This is a genomic window from Mesorhizobium sp. M7A.F.Ce.TU.012.03.2.1 (assembly GCF_004006095.1).
GTDB lineage: Bacteria > Pseudomonadota > Alphaproteobacteria > Rhizobiales > Rhizobiaceae > Mesorhizobium.
Genome location: NZ_CP034779.1, coordinates 96,009 through 111,907 on the forward strand (window position 1 = coordinate 96,009; position 15,899 = coordinate 111,907).

Annotated in this window: 17 protein-coding genes; 9 read left to right on the forward strand and 8 right to left on the reverse strand. The window is 64.0% G+C overall.

Going from position 1 to position 15,899, the window contains the following annotated elements:
- Positions 1-85: 85 nt before the first annotated feature.
- The gene (locus tag EJ079_RS00515) at positions 86-784 is read right to left on the reverse strand and encodes a type 1 glutamine amidotransferase (protein ID WP_127807766.1); all 699 of its coding nucleotides are present in this window, start codon (positions 782-784) and stop codon (positions 86-88) included.
- An 88-nt stretch (positions 785-872) separates the two neighbouring features.
- Here EJ079_RS00515 and EJ079_RS00520 point away from each other — a divergent pair, with 88 nt between their 5' ends.
- The 6 genes from EJ079_RS00520 (at position 873) to EJ079_RS00545 (ending at position 5,416) form a co-directional block, all read left to right on the forward strand.
- Positions 873-1,514: a hypothetical protein gene (locus EJ079_RS00520; protein ID WP_127807767.1), complete on the forward strand. Its 642-nt coding sequence runs from the start codon at positions 873-875 to the stop codon at positions 1,512-1,514.
- Positions 1,515-1,551: 37 nt separating this feature from the next.
- Positions 1,552-2,286: a 16S rRNA (uracil(1498)-N(3))-methyltransferase gene (locus EJ079_RS00525; protein ID WP_127382521.1), complete on the forward strand. Its 735-nt coding sequence runs from the start codon at positions 1,552-1,554 to the stop codon at positions 2,284-2,286.
- A 144-nt stretch (positions 2,287-2,430) separates the two neighbouring features.
- Positions 2,431-3,804, forward strand: coding sequence for a glutamate--cysteine ligase (locus EJ079_RS00530; RefSeq protein ID WP_127330045.1), 1,374 nt, complete (start codon positions 2,431-2,433; stop codon positions 3,802-3,804).
- Positions 3,805-3,904: 100 nt separating this feature from the next.
- Positions 3,905-4,948, forward strand: a complete 1,044-nt coding sequence (locus tag EJ079_RS00535) for a DUF937 domain-containing protein (RefSeq protein WP_127807768.1) — start codon at positions 3,905-3,907, stop codon at positions 4,946-4,948.
- 29 nt (positions 4,949-4,977) lie between these two features.
- Complete coding sequence (locus tag EJ079_RS00540; protein ID WP_127807769.1) at positions 4,978-5,208, forward strand: type II toxin-antitoxin system HicA family toxin; 231 nt, start codon at positions 4,978-4,980, stop codon at positions 5,206-5,208.
- Complete coding sequence (locus EJ079_RS00545) at positions 5,195-5,416, forward strand: type II toxin-antitoxin system HicB family antitoxin (protein WP_050589468.1); 222 nt, start codon at positions 5,195-5,197, stop codon at positions 5,414-5,416. The genes EJ079_RS00540 and EJ079_RS00545 overlap by 14 nt, the downstream gene beginning before the upstream one ends.
- 145 nt (positions 5,417-5,561) lie before the next feature.
- Here EJ079_RS00545 and EJ079_RS00550 read toward each other — a convergent pair whose 3' ends face one another.
- On the reverse strand, positions 5,562-5,852 hold the full coding sequence (locus EJ079_RS00550; protein WP_127382518.1) for a DUF1127 domain-containing protein: 291 nt from the start codon (positions 5,850-5,852) through the stop codon (positions 5,562-5,564).
- Positions 5,853-6,029: 177 nt separating this feature from the next.
- Between EJ079_RS00550 and EJ079_RS00555 the strand changes: the two genes are divergently transcribed.
- The 3 genes from EJ079_RS00555 to EJ079_RS00565 all read left to right on the forward strand — a co-directional run bounded on the left by EJ079_RS00555 (position 6,030) and on the right by EJ079_RS00565 (position 9,824).
- Entirely contained in the window at positions 6,030-6,986 is a 957-nt protein-coding gene (locus EJ079_RS00555) for a LysR substrate-binding domain-containing protein (protein WP_063170125.1), read from the forward strand.
- Between the two features lie 83 nt (positions 6,987-7,069).
- Positions 7,070-8,701: an exodeoxyribonuclease VII large subunit gene (gene xseA / locus EJ079_RS00560; protein ID WP_127807770.1), complete on the forward strand. Its 1,632-nt coding sequence runs from the start codon at positions 7,070-7,072 to the stop codon at positions 8,699-8,701.
- A 4-nt stretch (positions 8,702-8,705) separates the two neighbouring features.
- Positions 8,706-9,824, forward strand: coding sequence for a P1 family peptidase (locus EJ079_RS00565; protein WP_127396494.1), 1,119 nt, complete (start codon positions 8,706-8,708; stop codon positions 9,822-9,824).
- A gap of 70 nt (positions 9,825-9,894) precedes the next feature.
- Here EJ079_RS00565 and EJ079_RS00570 read toward each other — a convergent pair whose 3' ends face one another.
- The 6 genes from EJ079_RS00570 to eutA all read right to left on the reverse strand — a co-directional run bounded on the left by EJ079_RS00570 (position 9,895) and on the right by eutA (position 15,898).
- Positions 9,895-10,149 carry a DUF768 domain-containing protein gene (locus EJ079_RS00570; protein WP_127271474.1) on the reverse strand — a complete coding sequence of 85 codons (255 nt, stop codon included), beginning with the start codon at positions 10,147-10,149 and terminating at the stop codon, positions 9,895-9,897.
- Between the two features lie 470 nt (positions 10,150-10,619).
- Positions 10,620-11,618 (reverse strand): N(2)-acetyl-L-2,4-diaminobutanoate deacetylase DoeB, encoded by a 999-nt coding sequence (doeB, locus tag EJ079_RS00575; protein ID WP_127807771.1) that lies wholly within the window; start codon positions 11,616-11,618, stop codon positions 10,620-10,622.
- Positions 11,619-11,623: 5 nt separating this feature from the next.
- Positions 11,624-12,802, reverse strand: coding sequence for an ectoine hydrolase DoeA (gene doeA / locus EJ079_RS00580; RefSeq protein WP_127396496.1), 1,179 nt, complete (start codon positions 12,800-12,802; stop codon positions 11,624-11,626).
- A 151-nt stretch (positions 12,803-12,953) separates the two neighbouring features.
- Entirely contained in the window at positions 12,954-13,946 is a 993-nt protein-coding gene (gene eutC / locus EJ079_RS00585) for an ectoine utilization protein EutC (protein ID WP_127396497.1), read from the reverse strand.
- On the reverse strand, positions 13,943-14,938 hold the full coding sequence (eutB, locus tag EJ079_RS00590; RefSeq protein ID WP_127807772.1) for a hydroxyectoine utilization dehydratase EutB: 996 nt from the start codon (positions 14,936-14,938) through the stop codon (positions 13,943-13,945). Before eutB ends, eutC begins: the two co-directional genes overlap by 4 nt.
- A 183-nt stretch (positions 14,939-15,121) precedes the next feature.
- Positions 15,122-15,898 carry an ectoine utilization protein EutA gene (gene eutA / locus EJ079_RS00600; RefSeq protein WP_127807773.1) on the reverse strand — a complete coding sequence of 259 codons (777 nt, stop codon included), beginning with the start codon at positions 15,896-15,898 and terminating at the stop codon, positions 15,122-15,124.
- Between the last annotated feature and the right edge of the window lies 1 nt (position 15,899).

The following is a 15,899-nucleotide window of genomic DNA, read 5'->3' on the forward strand; positions in this document are numbered from 1 at the left end:
AGCCAAGAATGAAACGGTTTTCCCCAGGCGGTTTCACCGCTGCGTGCCAATTATGTCACGCTGGAGGGTACGGAGAGGCCAACACTCAGATGGTCGCTACCCAGGCACGGGCAATGGCGAGGCCAGCGGCATCCGCATCGGGCCCGTTGCGGGCCATTTCGCCATCGAGCTTGCCGGCCCAGTCGGGATGGCGAGCGGCGATGGTCGGGGCAAAGGACGTGCTCCAGTCCTCGACCATCGGCCGGTCGGCCTCGAAATGGAACTGGAAACCGTAGACGGCGCGTCCGACGCGAAATGCCTGGTTCTCGGCGACATCGTTGCCGGCAAGCCGCACGGCGGCCTCGGGCAGCACGAAGGTGTCGTCATGCCACTGGAAGATCGGGAATTTCTCCGGCAGCGCGCCCAGCACCGGATCGCCCTTGGCGTCCGCCGTCAGCGATACGCCGTGCCAGCCGAACTCATTGGCGCCGCCGATGCGGTTTTCGCCGCCGAAGGCACGGGCGACGAGTTGGCTGCCCAGGCAGATGCCGAGCACGGCGCGATCCTTGTCGGCAAAGTCGCGGGTCAGTTCGAGCAGTGCCGGGAAATAGGGGTACTCATCGTCGGCCAGCGCGTTCTGGCCGCCGCCGAGCACGATCATGGCATCATGCCCGGCCGCGTCATCCGGCAGGGGATCGCCCCTGTAAGGGAGACGCAGGTCGAGATCGGCACCCGCTTCCGCAAGTGCTGCGCCGACCTGGCCGAGGCCGGTATTATCGTAGTTCTGCACCACCAGCACCCGCATCACAAAACCCTGCTGACATGAAAAAGATGCGACGAGCGATATCATGCCGCTCGCATTGCAGCCAAGATGCGTGTCCGGAGAGAAAACTATGCCACTGCATAACCGGGTCGATCCGTTCGGTACCATCCACGCCGTGCCCGATCGCGGCCTGTTCACCGGCAATCGCGGCATCATCCACGATCCCGAGACCAAGACGCTGCTGAAAAAGCGCTGGGCGCTTCCGGCCTGGATCATCTGCGTCCGCCAATTCCGCGATGTGCGGCGCGAACCGATGGGCCGCAACCGGAAGGGCGGCAAAGCGGGCTGGACCGAGCTGTTCTTCCTCGACGAGGTGACGGCACTGGCTGGCGGGCATCGCCCCTGCTTCTTTTGCCAGCGCGAACGGGCCAGGGATTTCGTCGGCCGCTTCGGCGAAGCTTTCGGCATTGCCGAACCGCGCGCGCCGATGGTCGACAAGCGGCTGCACAAGGAGCGGCTGGCCTCGGGCGGCAGGCCGCCAGGGATTGCTGTTGAAGACCTTGCCGGCCTGCCGGACGGCGCCATGTTTGCGGATGGTCGCACTGTTTATGCCCTGCGTAGGGGCAAGACGCTGCGCTGGTCGTTTGCGGGATATGGCCCACCCGCAGATTACGGCCTGCTCAAAGGCAGGACGCTGTCGCTGCTGACGCCGGCCACGACGCTCGCCGTGCTGCGGCATGGCTTTCGGCCGGTGTGGCATCCTACCGCCTAGGCTTGACGCCGGCGGCCGGCTCGCTCATTCCTCGGCGATGCGCGCCAATTACAAGATGCAACGTCTGTTCGTGCCCGACGATCTCGCGCCGGATGTCGAGTTCGACGCTGGCCAACAGCAGAGCCACTATCTCCTGCATGTGCTGCGGCTTGGCGAAGGCGCCGAAATCCTGGTGTTCAATGGCCGCGACGGGGAGTGGTCAGCGGCCATATCAGCGAAGACGAAAAGGGCGGTGCGGCTGAAGGTGTCAGCGCTGCAGCGGCCGCAGCCGCCGCTGCCTGATCTCGTCTACTGCTTTGCGCCACTGAAGCAGGGCCGGCTCGACTATCTCGTGCAGAAGGCGGTCGAGATGGGCGCCGGCATCCTGCAGCCGGTCATCACCCAGCACACGCAAGTGGCCAAGCCGTCGATCGATCGCCTGCGCGCCAATGTCGTCGAAGCCGCCGAACAATGCGGCATCCTGGCGGTACCTCAGGTGCGCGAAGCCGAAAAATTCGACCGCCTGCTGACCGGTTGGGACACAGAGCGACGGCTGATCTTCTGCGATGAGGATGCTTCGACCAACAATCCGCTGGCCGCGCTGCAGGCGGTCAAGGAAAAGAAGCTTGGGCTGCTGGTCGGGCCGGAGGGCGGTTTTTCCGACGACGAGCGCAAGATGCTGCGCGCCCTGCCCTTCGTCACCGCCATTCCGCTCGGCCCGCGTATCCTGCGCGCCGACACCGCGGCGGTGGCCGCGCTCGCGGTGATGCAGGCAACTGTCGGAGACTGGTGAGACGTCATCCCTTGCAAGGGATGCAGAGTTCCAGCAACGTTCAATTCCTGTTGACCTGTGGCTCAGGATTTTTCGCTTGATCGTCTGCTGACATTTCGTCCATTTACCGCCGGCGGTCATCCGGCCGCCTCTGAGGGTACCATCATGGCGCGCGATACGACCGATTTCCGCCCGATCGAAGGTGTCGACGAACTCGTCGAGCATCTGGCCGAAGGCAACAAGCCGCGCGACAAATGGCGCATCGGCACCGAGCACGAGAAATTCCCCTTCTATGTCGACGGCAATGCACCGGTCCCCTATGGCGGCGAGCGCGGCATCCGCGCCATTCTCGAAGGCATGCAGTCAAAGCTCGGCTGGGATCCGATCGTCGATGACGGCCGCATCATCGGCCTGGTCGAGCCGACCGGTCAGGGTGCGATTTCGCTGGAACCCGGCGGCCAGTTCGAGCTTTCCGGCGCACCGCTGGAGACGATCCACCAGACCTGCCGGGAGGGCAACGCCCATCTGGCGCAGGTGCGCGAGATCGCCGAGCCGATGGGCATCCGCTTCCTCGGCCTCGGCGGCAGCCCGAAATGGTCGCTGGCCGAGACGCCGAAAATGCCGAAATCGCGCTATGAGATCATGACGCGCTACATGCCCAAGGTCGGCACCAAGGGCCTCGACATGATGTACCGCACGTGCACGATCCAGGTGAATCTCGACTTCGAGAGCGAGGCCGACATGCGCCGCAAGATGCAGGTGTCGTTGAAGCTGCAGCCGCTGTCGACGGCATTGTTCGCCAATTCGCCTTTCACCGAAAGCCACCCGAACGGCTTGCAGAGCTGGCGCGGCGATATCTGGCGCGACACCGACAACCAGCGCTCGGGCCTGCTCGAATTCTGCTTCTCGCCCGATTTCGGTTTCGCCGACTATGTCGAATGGGCGCTCGACGTGCCGATGTATTTCGTCATCCGCGACGGCCACTATCACGACATGACGCACATCACCTTCCGTCAGTTCATGGCCGGTGCCGCGCGCAATCAGGTGCCGGACGGGCTGCCGACAATGGGCGACTGGGCGAACCATCTGTCGACGCTGTTCCCGGACGTGCGGCTGAAGCGCTTCCTTGAGATGCGCGGCGCCGATGGCGGGCCATGGCGGCGCATCTGCGCGCTGCCTGCGTTCTGGGTCGGGCTGCTCTATGATGAAGCCGCACTCGATGCCGCCGAGGCGTTGACGTCGAGCTGGACGTATGAAGAAACGCTGGCGATGCGCAACGCCGTGCCGGAACAAGGCATTTCCGCACCGTTCCGCAACACCACGCTGCGCGAGATCGCGCGAGACGTGATGGTCATTTCCCGCATGGGCCTGAAGAACCGTGGCAAGAAGAACCGCGACGGCTACGACGAGACCTCGTTCCTCAACACGCTCGACGAAGTGGTGGCGCGCGGCACCACCAGCGCCGAGGAGATGCTGTCGGCCTATCACACGCGCTGGGGCGGTTCGATCGAGCCGGTGTTCATGGAATACGCCTATTAACCCTCGGATTTGACGCAGCCGATTGACCGGCAAAAGTCGCTTCAATCGGAAGTGGAAACAAACTAGGCTTCTTCGGCGAGGATTTCCGGAGGAGAGACCAATGCCTTCCTTGTTCGACATGCTGACACAGGCCCAGAACGGCAACGGCATGCAGGCGCTTGCCCAGCAATACGGGCTTTCGATGCAGCAGACGCAAGCCGCGGTTGCCGCATTGCTGCCGGCCTTTTCGCAGGGGCTGCAGCGCAACACAGCCGACCCTTACGGGCTCGGCGCCTTCATGACGGCGATGGCCAGCGGCCAGCACGCCAAGTATTTCGAGGACGCAACCCGGGCCTTCTCACCGCAAGGCGTCGATGAGGGCAACGGCATTCTCGGGCACCTGTTCGGCTCGAAAGACCTGTCGCGCGCCGTGGCCAGCCAGGCGGCGCAAGCCAGCGGCGTCAATCAGCAGATCCTGCAGCAGATGCTGCCGGCGATCGCCTCGATGGTCATGGGCGGGCTGTTCAAGCAGACGACAAATCAGATGCAGGCCGCCAGCGGTTTTGGCGGCGGCGGCAACAATCCGCTGGGCGAGATCATCGAGCAGATGATGCGGCAAGGCGGCGGCATGCAGGCCCCGGCGCCGCAGCCGCGCCAGGCGCCGGCACCCCAGAACCCGATGGACAACCCGCTCGGCAAGGTATTGCAGGACATGTTCGGCGGCGGTGCGCCTCAGCCACAGCCGCAAAGCCAGCCGCAGCCGCAGCCCAATCCCTACGGCGAAAATCCACTTGGCAAGGTGCTGCAGGACATGTTCGGCGGTGGCGCGCCTCAGCCGCAGCCGCAAGGGCGGGCGCAGCCGCAGCAGACACAAAGCCCCTACGGAGACAATCCGCTGGGGAAAATCTTCGAGGAGATGCTGCGGCAAGGTGGCGGTGGCTTAGGCGGCATCCCTGGCGGACAGCCGGCGCCGCAACAGCCTCAAGCGCCCCCACAGCAGCGTCAGGCACCGCAGCCACAGGCCGATCCGAGCGGCAGGCCGAAAAATCCGTTCGACGACCTGTTCGGCAAGATGTTCGAGACCGGCGCCCAGCAGCGTGACGACTACCAGAAGGGAGTCGAGACGATCTTCGACCAGTTCAAGCGGGATATGGACCGACGGTAGGCGACATCCGTGGGTAAGAGACTGGAGCAATGCGCCGCAATCCGCGCGGCGACTGGTCGATAGCCGATGTGAAGGCGGTTTGTGACGAAGCTGGTGTCCAATGCGTGCCGCCAAGGTCAGGCGGTTCACACTACAAGGTCTATCATTCGGCAATGACCGATATTTTGACTGTGCCTTTCAAACGGCCGATCAAACCCGTATATATCCGAAAGCTCGTGGCATTTATCGACGAGGCAAAGAGACATGATGGACAGACTTGAATATCCGGTCGTCATTGCGCCACTTTCTGCAGAGGATGGAGGCGGTTTTTCGGCTTTGGTGCCTGATCTGCCAGGTTGCGTGAGTGATGGCGACACTCCTGAAGAGGCCATCGCTAATGTCCAAGACGCCATAGCATCTTGGATAGAGGCCGCGCATGAGCTCGGCAGATCGATACCAAGGCCATCGCGAAAGCTGGCATTCGCCTGACAGCCAAAGGAAAAGCCCGGTCCTGGGAGGACCGGGCAGAGTGCAGGCGGGCCGGGGGGATCCGGCAGGGAGTGGGAGCCTGCATACTCGTCAGTCGCGTCGAACCCCGAAAAGGTTCGCGGCAACCTAAACAACAAGCATCAGATCAGGCCACCTTGCGAGCGATGTCCTCGATCGTTTCGATGCGATCGCTGGCGATTTCGCGCAGCATCGCCGTCGGGTCGCGGCCAAACGGCACGTCGATGGCGACGTGCAGGTCGCCGCGCGTCAGGCCGATATCGGCGAGTTCGGCGTCCGACATCTCGCCAAGACGGTAGAAGGCGCGGCGGTTTTTCCAGGCGCGGTAGACGTTGGAGACGGTGTTGGCCACGCGCGTCGCAACGGCCGGACGCGAGGTGATGCGCGAGGTCTCGGTGGCGAAATCGAACGTGGTCATGTCGGTCTCCTTCAGACTCGAACGGGCAAAACCAGGCGATCGGCGCTGGCGACAGCGGCCGTTCCGGCTTCGATTCACATGCCTTCATGTGGACAATGCCAATTTGCCATCGGCCGATTGATTAATCCAACGAATGTTTCTAATCTTTACCATCAACACCAGTGATGGATCATGTCGATGAAATCGCCGCTCGATCTCGATCAGTTGCAGACCTTCATCTCGATCGCCGATACCGGCAGCTTCACCAGGGCGGCCGAAGAGGTGCACCGGACCCAGTCGGCGGTTTCGATGCAGATGCGTCGGCTGGAGGAGCGGCTCGGCAAGCCGCTGTTCGAAAAAGACGGGCGCACCAACAGATTGACCGAGGAAGGCGACAAGCTGCTTTCCTATGCGCGGCGGCTGCTCTATCTCAACCGTGAGACGCTGGCTGCCTTCGACGACCGGCGGCTCGAAGGCACGATCCGCATCGGCACGCCCGACGACTATGCCGACCGTTTCCTGCCCGAGATCATGGCGCGGTTCACGCGCTCCAATCCGCGCGTCGAACTGACCGTCATCTGCGAGCCGACGCCGGGGCTGGTCGAGCATATCAAGCGCGGCAATCTCGACCTCGCGCTGGTGACGCACAACGACGTACGCGGCCAGTCGGAGGTGGTGCGGCGCGAACCGCTGCTGTGGGTCACCTCGGCCAACCATGCGACGCATGAGCAGGAAACGCTGCCTATGGCCTTCGGCCGGCCGAACTGCATCTGGCGGCGCGCCGCCGTCGATGTGCTCGACCAGCAGAACCGCGACTATCGTATCCTGTTCACCAGTTTCTCGGCCACCGTCATCACCGCCGCGGTGCTTTCCGGGCTGGCGATCTCGGTGCTGCCGGAATGCGCGCTGCGGCCCGGCATGCGGGTGCTGGGCGAAGCCGACGGCTTCGGCGCCCTGCCCGATTGCCGCATCGGCATCATGCGCGGCCAGACGTCGCGGCCGGAGATCGTCGATGCGCTCGCCCGCCATATTTCGGAAAGCCTGGACAACATCTCCGTGCCGGTCGGTGAAGATCCCGGGACATTCGATTTCGCGGCACTCGCCTTCACCAAGCTGCGGCGAACCAAGCCGAACCAGATTCTGCCCGGCTGGTAGGCGGGGTCAGGTATGCGGTTTATGAACGGCTGGCCCGACGCAACCGCCTTGACGCGGGCGCCCAACCGTTCCCCAATCGACCGATGAGCGAAGCAGCATCCGAATCACGCACCAACGCCGCCGAATATACGGTGAGCGAGATTTCCGGCGCGCTGAAGCGCACGGTCGAGGACGTTTTCGGCAATGTGCGGGTGCGTGGCGAAATATCAGGCTACCGAGGACCGCATTCGTCCGGTCATGCTTATTTCGCGCTGAAGGACGACCGTGCCCGCCTCGACGCCGTGGTCTGGAAAGGCACGATGAGCCGGCTGAAATTCCGTCCCGAAGAGGGGATGGAGGTGATCGCCACCGGCAAGCTCACCACCTATCCCGGCAAGTCCAACTACCAGATCGTCATCGACAATCTGGAGCCTGCCGGCGCCGGCGCCCTGATGGCGCTGCTGGAGGAGCGCAAGCGGCGGCTACAGGCCGACGGGCTGTTCGATGCCGGCCGCAAGCGGTTGCTGCCCTTCATGCCGCTCGTCATCGGCGTCGTCACCTCGCCGACGGGGTCCGTCATCCGAGACATCATCCACCGCATCAAGGACCGCTTTCCGCTGCACATCCTGGTCTGGCCGGTGCGTGTTCAGGGCGAGACGTCAGGCGCGGAAGTCGCCGCCGCGGTCAACGGCTTCAACGCGCTGGCATGGGATGGCGCCGTCCAGCGTCCCGATCTGTTGATCGTGGCGCGTGGCGGCGGCAGCCTCGAAGACCTCTGGGGGTTCAACGACGAGGCGCTCGCCCGCGCGGTTGCCGCCTCCGGCATTCCGGTGATCTCGGCTGTCGGCCACGAGACCGACTGGACGCTGATCGACCTCGTCGCGGATGTGCGGGCCCCGACGCCGACGGGTGCGGCCGAAATCGCCGTGCCGGTGAAGGCCGATCTCGAAGCAACGCTTGCCAGTCTCGGTGCGCGGCTGAAAGCGGCGGTCCTGCGCAATTTCGAACGCAAGCGGCAGGCCGCCCGTGCCGCCGCCCGGGCTCTGCCCTCGCCCGATCAATTGCTGGCGCTGCCGCGGCGACGCCTCGATGAGGCGACATCCAGGCTTGGCCGGGGCCTGTTGGTCTCCACCGAACGCAAGCGTGCAAGGTTTTTTGCCGTAAAGCTGACACCGGCAATGCTGTCACAGCGCATTGCCGAGGCGCGGCGAACCAACGAGCGCAATCTTATGCGAGCACAAGGCGCGCTACGCGCGTTGGCAAGAGCCCGGCGTGCGGAGCTTAACCGAGCGGCGGATCAATTGCCAAAATGTGCCAGGGCATCGCTGCAGCGGCACAAGCAGCAACTGGCTCTGCTGCAAGGCTGCATCACGATCGAGCCGACGGCACGGCGGCAACGCGTACAGAGGGATTTGCTGACAGCTTTGACAAGACGCGGCACGCAAGCAGTGGTGCTCAGGCTGGAGCGCCTGCGCGGCCGTGTCGTCCAGGCCGACAGGTTGATGGCGTCGCTGTCGCACAAGGCCGTCCTGGCGCGCGGCTTTGCGCTGGTGAGGGATGCGGATGGCGTGGTGATCAAGCAGGCTGCCGAGGTGGCGTCGGGAATGGCGCTTTCGCTCGAGTTCGCCGACGGCATCGCCGATGCGGTGGCGATCACCGGCACGGCAAAACCGAAAGCCGTGGCCAAGCCGGCGGCCAAGGCCAAAGAGCCCGGCAATCAGGGATCCCTGTTCTGAGACCATGACCGACAATCCGCATCATCTGACAACGCCCTCAGGCAAACCGCGCGCGCGAAATTTCGGCATCGGCTTCGATGGGCGGCCCGGACCGTTTAACGCGATCACCGATGTGCACGGCGTGACGGTCGGCTACGCGACGCTGATTTCGGGCGATGGCGCGCTCGTCGTCGGCCAGGGGCCGGTGCGCACCGGCGTGACCGCGATCCTGCCCAGGCCGCTCGCCGACCTCGCCACGCCGGTCTTCGCCGGCATTTTCAGCCAGAACGGAAACGGCGAACTGACCGGCTCGCACATCGTCGAGGAAACCGGCGCTTTCAACTTCCCGATCACCATCACCAACACCCATTCCTGCGGTGTCTCACGCGACGGCACGCTGCGCTGGATGCAAAGCGTGCTGCCGGCAGCGCTCGACAGCGGCTGGGGGCTGCCGGTGGCGGCGGAGACCTATGACGGCTTCCTCAACGACATCAACGGCCACCATTTGACGTCAGAGCATGTTGCGCAGGCTCTCGACGGTGCCGGCGGCGGGCCTATCGAGGAAGGCAGCGTCGGCGGCGGCACCGGCATGATCACCTTCGGCTTCAAGGCCGGCTCCGGCACGGCGTCGCGCATCGTCGAATGGCAAGGCCGTGCCTACACCGTCGGCGCCTTCGTGCAGTCTAATTTTGGAAAACGGCGCAATATCACCATTCGCGGCCTGTGCGCCGGGCCGGAGCTTCTCGAACCGGCGGTCCGCGAAGGCACACCGCGTGCTGAAAAGGGCTCGATCATTGCCGTCGTCGCCACCGACGCACCGTTCCTGCCGCATCAGATGAAGCGGCTGGCCCGCCGGGTACCGCTCGGCGTCGCCATGACCGGCGGCTTCGGCTATCACAGTTCAGGCGACATTTTTATCGCCTTCTCGACCGCCAATGCGAGCGCGGCGCTGGCGCCCTCCGGCCGCACCGCCAGCGCCGATTTTATTCCGGACACCGATATCGATCCGTTTTTCGAAGCGGTGATCCAGACCGTGGAGGAAGCAATCCTCAACGCGCTGGTTGCCAATGACGATATGACCGGACGCGACGGAAATTTCGTGCCGGCGCTGCCGAAGGCGTGGCTCAAGGAGAAGTTTGGCTGAAGACAAAAACGCGGGCCAGAAGCCCGCGCTGAAACAACGTCGCCGCTATGCGATCATTCCGCGGCTTTGATCATTCCGCGGCTTTTCCGGGGGCCTGCTGGCTTTCCTCGGCCTCGGCCGCTTCCTCAAGCCGGGATGCGATAAGTTCCTGGATATCGCCGACTTCTTCCTGGATGTCCTCCAGCGGGATGCCGACCTCGGCCGCCTCGGCGGCGCACTCCTTGGCCAGGGTTTCGGCCTGCTTGTCGATCCTTGCCTGGGAGGACTGGCAATGGACCTTTTCGCCGATCCATCCCCGCAAGAATTCGATGGCGTGTTCACTCATACTGCTGTTCCCTGGCGGCAAAGCCGGTTGGTAATCATAAACGTCGACATCCCGCAAAGGATGCATGTCCCCATTCCAGCCGAGTCGCGGTCGTCCGGCAAGCCAATGCTGTCCAAGGTCCACAGAGCCATAGGAAATCGAGGGGTCAAGAGCATTTTCTGATTCTGGAGGGGTCGGTACCGTTGGCTGGGTCACGCCCAGCGCTGCGCCACTGTTTCTATTTGCTTTTTTCCGGTTTCCGAGCCGATTTCCGTCACAATAGATGGCGCAACACACTACACATTCACAGTTGCTTCGAGGTGCTGCCCTCGGGCACGCAGGTCGAAGCCGCCGCTATATAGTGACATCCTCCTGCAATGTCGACTCCGCTCGCCATGCTGCTTCTTTCCGCCGCGCCGAAGGCTCCGCAACGGATCAAGAGCAAGTGACGATGGACGCGAACCGGGTGGAGCAAGCCTCGGCGGAATCGCTCAGACGTGCACAGCCACCACCGCCGCGCAGTCGCCGGCCTTGACCAGCCCGGGGAAATGCCGCGCCGCCAGCATGCCCGACATTTTTGCCCGGATTTCCTGCGGGGCGATGCCGGTGCGGCCGGTGGAATGGATGCGCGCCAGCACCGCGCCCTTTTCGACGGGTTCACCGAGATCGACCATGGTTTCGATCATGCCGTCATCTTCGGCGAAGGAGAAACAATCGCCCGACGGCATGTCGAGCCACTGGGTCGAGGTCTTCTCGACCGCACCATCTACAATGCCCGTATGGCGCAACACATTGAGGATGCCGTGCCGCGCGATCCGCACGGTTTGCGCGCGCGACGTGCCGCCGCCGCCAAGCTCGGTGCTGACGAAGACCTTGCCCATCTCCTCGGCTGCCGTGTCATACATGCCGACGGCGTCGATTTCGATCATGCGCATCGAAAACGGGGCGGCAAAGGCCGCGACCGCGTCGAAGGCTTTCTGTTCCAGCGCCTTGTCGGGCAAAGTATGCGCGGCGCAGAACGGCACGAAGTCCAGCGTCTTGCCGCCGGAATGGAAGTCGAACACGATGTCGGCGCGGGGGAGCAGCTCACGCTGGAAATAATCAGCGATCTTCTCGGTCACCGTTCCGTCCGGCCGGCCGGGAAAGCTGCGGTTCATGTTGCCCTTGTCGATCGGCGAGGTGCGCGTGCCAGCGCGAAAGGCCGGATAGTTCATGGCCGGCACGATGATCACCGTGCCGCTGACTTGCTTGGGATCTAGGGTCCTGGCGAGATCGTAGAGGGCCAGCGGCCCCTCATACTCGTCGCCATGGTTGCCCCCGGTCAGCAGCGCTGCCGGCCCGTTGCCGCTGCGGATGACGCAGATCGGGATCATCACCGAGCCCCACGCCGAATCGTCGCGGCTGTAGGGCAAGCGCAGGAAACCGTGCTGGATGCCGTCGCAGTCGAAATCGACGGTCGGCGCGACCGGTGATGGACGTAGATTCAACATCGGCATCAATCCTTCACCACCAGCTTGCGCGGCACATTGGCCAGGCACTCCACACCGGTTTCGGTGATCAGGATGGACTCGGTGATCTCCAGTCCCATCGTTTCCAGCCACAGGCCGGTCATGAAATGGAAGGTCATGCCGGGCTTGAGCTCGGTGCGGTCGCCGGGACGCAGGCTCATCGTGCGCTCGCCCCAGTCCGGCGGATAGGACAGCCCGATCGAATAGCCGGTGCGGTTGTCCTTGACGATGCCGTATCGCTTGAGGACACCGAAGAAGGCGTTGGCGATGTCCTCGCAGGCGTTGCCGGGTTTCGCGGCAGCCAGCCCGGCTTCCATACCTTCCAGCGTCGCCTTCTCGGCATCGAGGAATTCCTGCGTCGGCTTGCCTAGGAAGACGGTGCGCGACAGCGGGCAGTGATAGCGGTTGTAGCAGCCAGCAATCTCGAAGAAGGTGCCCTCGCCCCGCTTCATCGCTCTGTCATCCCAGGTCAGATGCGGCGCCGAGGCATCGGCACCCGACGGCAGCAGCGGCACGATCGCCGGATAGTCGCCGCCAATACCGTCGACGCCGCGCGTGCCGGCGTCATAGATTTCGGCGACGAGATCGCATTTGCGCATGCCGACCTCGATCTTGTCGAAGATGCGCTGATGCATGGCCTCGACGATGCGGGCCGCCTTGCGCATATAATCGATCTCGGTCGGGCTCTTCACCGCACGCTGCCAGTTGACCAGCGCGGTGGCATCGACAAAGCGGGCATTGGGCAAATGCTTCTGCAGCGACGCAAAGGCGGCCGCCGAGAACCAGTAATTGTCCATTTCGACGCCGACTGTCAGCTTGCCCCAGCCGCGCTCCGCAAGCACGCTGGCCAAAAAATCCATCGGGTGGCGCTCGGTCGACTGCACATAGTGATCGGCATAGCCGACGATATTGTCGTGCGCGAGATAGGCGGTGCGCTTGGCGCCGTTGGCGTCCTGGCCGCGGCCGTACCAGACCGGCTCGCCCGAAGGCGGCACGATAACCGCCTGATGCACATAGAACGACCAGCCGTCATAGCCGGTCAACCAGGCCATGTTGGAAGGATCGCTGACAACAAGAAGATCGACGCCCTTGGCCTCCATGGCCTTGCGTGTCTTGGCGAGGCGATCCGCATATTCGCCGCGCGAGAATCTCAGGTTCGGTTGCATTGTTCTTGGTCCTCGTTTGTTGGGCCCTGCGGCCGGTATCAGCTTTGAATCCAACTCGTCGTTCTTGTTTGAGCGTGATCTCTGGACAAACGGAAAACCGTTTGTCCGAGAAAACCGGTTCCCACTTTTCCGGATGCTCCTGCGGCCAGCATCAGCTTTCGAAGATGGCCCCGGAACCGGCCACCCGCGCACGGTCTCGAGCGAGCGTGGCGATCGCCGTGTCCTGGACGCCAGTGCCGGTGAGATCGGCGATGGTGATGTCGCTGGCCGAGCGCCGTCCGTGTTTCGCGCCGGCGATGATCTGGCCGAGTTCGGTCACCTCTCCCTCGGCGGCCATCACGCCCGCCGCGATTGCATGATGCAGCTCACCCAGCCGCTTTGTCTGGCGGCCACTGTCAGCGGCATAGAGATCGGCCATGCGCAGGATTGCCGGCGCGATCTCGTTCTTGTGCTCGGCGTCCGATCCCATCGCGGTGATGTGCTGCCCTGCGGAAACGAAGCCGGCCTTGATCAGCGGCTCGGTCGAAGGCGTCGTGGTGACGATGATGTCGGCGCCGGCGACCGCGTTTGCCGCGTCGGGCTCGGCATGCACGAGAATGCCGAGCTTTTCGCGCAGGGCTCCGGCGGTTGCCTCGGCCTTTGCCGCATCGCGTGCCCAGATGCGCGCCTCGGCAATCGGCCGCACCAGCATGAGTGCTTCCAATTGCAGCCCGGCCTGGACGCCAGCACCGAAGATCGCGGCAACGGACGAGTCCTGCCGCGACAGATGTTTGGCGGCGACGGCGCCGGCAGCAGCGGTTCGGATATCCGTGAGATAGCCGTTGTCGAGCAGCAGCGCTTCGACCAGGCCGGTCTTGGCTGACAGCAGCACCATCATGCCGTTGACGCTGGGCAGGCCGAGCTTCGGATTGTCGAAGAAGCCGGGGCTGATCTTGATGGCGAAACCGTCAATGCCGGGCACATAGGCGGTCTTAACGTCGACCTCGCCGCGATGCTCGGGAATGTCTAGCCGCAGGATCGGCGGCATCGCCACCGGCAGAGTGGCAAGCGCACGGAAGGCGTTTTCGACGCAGGCGACGGCATCGAGATCGAGTGTCACGATCGCCCGCAACTCTTTCTCTGTAAGGATGGTCATCCGGCTCATGCGGCACGCTCCTTGAGCGATGGCGCTACGCCGCAAACGATTGTGCGGTGCGCGTCCATATCGATGTTGCGACCGGACAGCAGAACAACCATCGGCCCGTCCGACCTGACCTTGCCGGCCAGCAGTGCGGCGATGCCGACAGCACCCGCGCCCTCGACGATTTCGCGCTCCTGCGCATAGGCGTGACGGATTCCGGCGGCGATCTCGTCTTCGCTGAGCAGGATGACATCATCGAGCAGGTCGCGGCACATGGCGAAGGTCAGCCGATTGTCGAGGCCGATGCCGCCACCGAGCGAATCCGCCAGCGTCGGCAATTCTTCCACCAGCACCGGCTGGCCCGCATCGAGGCTGGCCTTCATCGCCGCGCCACGCGCCATCGAGACACCGATGATTTTTGTGCCGGGGCTGACGCCTTTGATGGCCGTAGCAACCCCTGAGGCGAGCCCACCGCCGGAGAGCTGGACCAGAACGAGGGCGGCATCCGGGACCTGCTCGATCATCTCAAGCCCGACCGTGCCTTGCCCGGCGATAATGTCGGGATGGTCGAAGGGCGGCAGCATCACCAGCCCCTCTTGCGCCACCAGCCGATCGACCTCCTGCTGGGCATCGTCCTGGCTGTCGCCGATAATGCGGACCTCCGCGCCAAGCCGGCGGATCTCGTCGAGCTTGTTGCCGGGCACCAGGCGCGACATGCAGATTACGGCGCGCATGCCCTCAAGCTTCGCCGCATGCGCCAGCGCGCGGCCATGATTGCCGGTCGAGGCCGCGACCACGCCCCGCGCCTTCTGTTCGGCGTTCAACGAGGCGACGGCGTTCGAGGCGCCACGCAGCTTGAAGCTGCCGGTGGTCTGCCGGTGTTCGAGCTTGAGGTGAACGGGGACGCCGAACTGTTCCGAGAGGCTGTGGGACAAGACGGTTGGCGTGCGCTCGACTTTGCCGGCGATACGGTCACGGGCGATACGGATGTCCGCTAGGGCGACGGCGCGCGTCATGGGGCGACCCCCTCTGGCCTGCCGGCCATCTCCCCCTCGAGGGGGGAGATTGGCAGCTTCGACGCTGCCGTTCTTCCTGTCACGTCGGTGATTGGCGAAAGCCGGGCAGCAGCTAATCTCCCCCCTCGAGGGGGAGATGGCCGGCAGGCCAGAGGGGGTCGCTCGTGAATGTGGGACATCGTCTTACTGAACCAACGGCAACGTCATCAGCCGCCCGAACTCAGGATGCGGCGCCTCATCCCCGCACAATCTCAGACAATTCCAGGCGGTCGCCTGGTTGCTGGTCACCACGGGACGTCCAATAGAATTTTCCATGCCGGTGACCGCGAGGGCGCTACGCAGCGCCGTGCAGGACACGAACAGCGCATCGGCGCTGGCGTCGGTCGCTTCCCGCGCAAGATCGACAAGCGTTGCTGGTGCGATGCGCGCCATCTCGCGGTCATCCTCGAAACCGAGGCAGGTGAAGCTGACGATCTCGAAGCCGCGCGCCGCGAAATAGGCGGCCATCGGCCTGGATGTTTCGACCGTGTAGGGAGTGAGGATGCTGAGCTTGTTTGCGCCCAGCGCACGCAGCCCGCGCACGCCCGCCATCGGCGGTGTGACCACCGGCACGCCGGGCTTTGCGACCTGGATCGCCGCCTCGATCTCGGCATCGCCGATTACCACCGAGGCCGAAGTGCAGGAATAGCAGATGGCATCGAGCTTCTCGTCCGGCAGGATCAGGGCCGCGCCCGCCGTCAGCGCCGGCTGCATCTTGCGCAGGTTTTCAGGCGTCGTCGGGTTGGCATAGGGAATGCGCGCGACATAGACGCCGACCCGCTCGCTCGCCACCATGCGGCGGAAATCCGGTTCGCTGGTGTGGTCAGTGGCCAGGATGATCAGGCCGATGCGCATGTCGAGCGGGCGTGCATCCAGCGCCGGCCGTTTCGGGTAGATCTTGATCTCGGGCAAGGGTTTCATC

What these genes read in the sequence shown, in the direction of transcription:
- EJ079_RS00535 (WP_127807768.1), top strand. Translation starts at nt 3,905, where the DNA reads ATGCCTTCCTTGTTCGACATGCTGACACAGGCCCAGAACGGCAACGGC.
- eutC (WP_127396497.1), bottom strand. Translation starts at nt 13,946, where the DNA reads ATGAGCCGGATGACCATCCTTACAGAGAAAGAGTTGCGGGCGATCGTG.
- EJ079_RS00515 (WP_127807766.1), bottom strand. Translation starts at nt 784, where the DNA reads ATGCGGGTGCTGGTGGTGCAGAACTACGATAATACCGGCCTCGGCCAG.
- xseA (WP_127807770.1), top strand. Translation starts at nt 7,070, where the DNA reads ATGAGCGAAGCAGCATCCGAATCACGCACCAACGCCGCCGAATATACG.
- EJ079_RS00540 (WP_127807769.1), top strand. Translation starts at nt 4,978, where the DNA reads ATGCGCCGCAATCCGCGCGGCGACTGGTCGATAGCCGATGTGAAGGCG.
- EJ079_RS00525 (WP_127382521.1), top strand. Translation starts at nt 1,552, where the DNA reads ATGCGCGCCAATTACAAGATGCAACGTCTGTTCGTGCCCGACGATCTC.
- doeA (WP_127396496.1), bottom strand. Translation starts at nt 12,802, where the DNA reads ATGCAACCGAACCTGAGATTCTCGCGCGGCGAATATGCGGATCGCCTC.
- EJ079_RS00565 (WP_127396494.1), top strand. Translation starts at nt 8,706, where the DNA reads ATGACCGACAATCCGCATCATCTGACAACGCCCTCAGGCAAACCGCGC.
- eutA (WP_127807773.1), bottom strand. Translation starts at nt 15,898, where the DNA reads ATGAAACCCTTGCCCGAGATCAAGATCTACCCGAAACGGCCGGCGCTG.
- EJ079_RS00520 (WP_127807767.1), top strand. Translation starts at nt 873, where the DNA reads ATGCCACTGCATAACCGGGTCGATCCGTTCGGTACCATCCACGCCGTG.
- EJ079_RS00530 (WP_127330045.1), top strand. Translation starts at nt 2,431, where the DNA reads ATGGCGCGCGATACGACCGATTTCCGCCCGATCGAAGGTGTCGACGAA.
- EJ079_RS00550 (WP_127382518.1), bottom strand. Translation starts at nt 5,852, where the DNA reads ATGACCACGTTCGATTTCGCCACCGAGACCTCGCGCATCACCTCGCGT.
- EJ079_RS00545 (WP_050589468.1), top strand. Translation starts at nt 5,195, where the DNA reads ATGGACAGACTTGAATATCCGGTCGTCATTGCGCCACTTTCTGCAGAG.
- eutB (WP_127807772.1), bottom strand. Translation starts at nt 14,938, where the DNA reads ATGACGCGCGCCGTCGCCCTAGCGGACATCCGTATCGCCCGTGACCGT.
- EJ079_RS00555 (WP_063170125.1), top strand. Translation starts at nt 6,030, where the DNA reads ATGAAATCGCCGCTCGATCTCGATCAGTTGCAGACCTTCATCTCGATC.
- doeB (WP_127807771.1), bottom strand. Translation starts at nt 11,618, where the DNA reads ATGTTGAATCTACGTCCATCACCGGTCGCGCCGACCGTCGATTTCGAC.
- EJ079_RS00570 (WP_127271474.1), bottom strand. Translation starts at nt 10,149, where the DNA reads ATGAGTGAACACGCCATCGAATTCTTGCGGGGATGGATCGGCGAAAAG.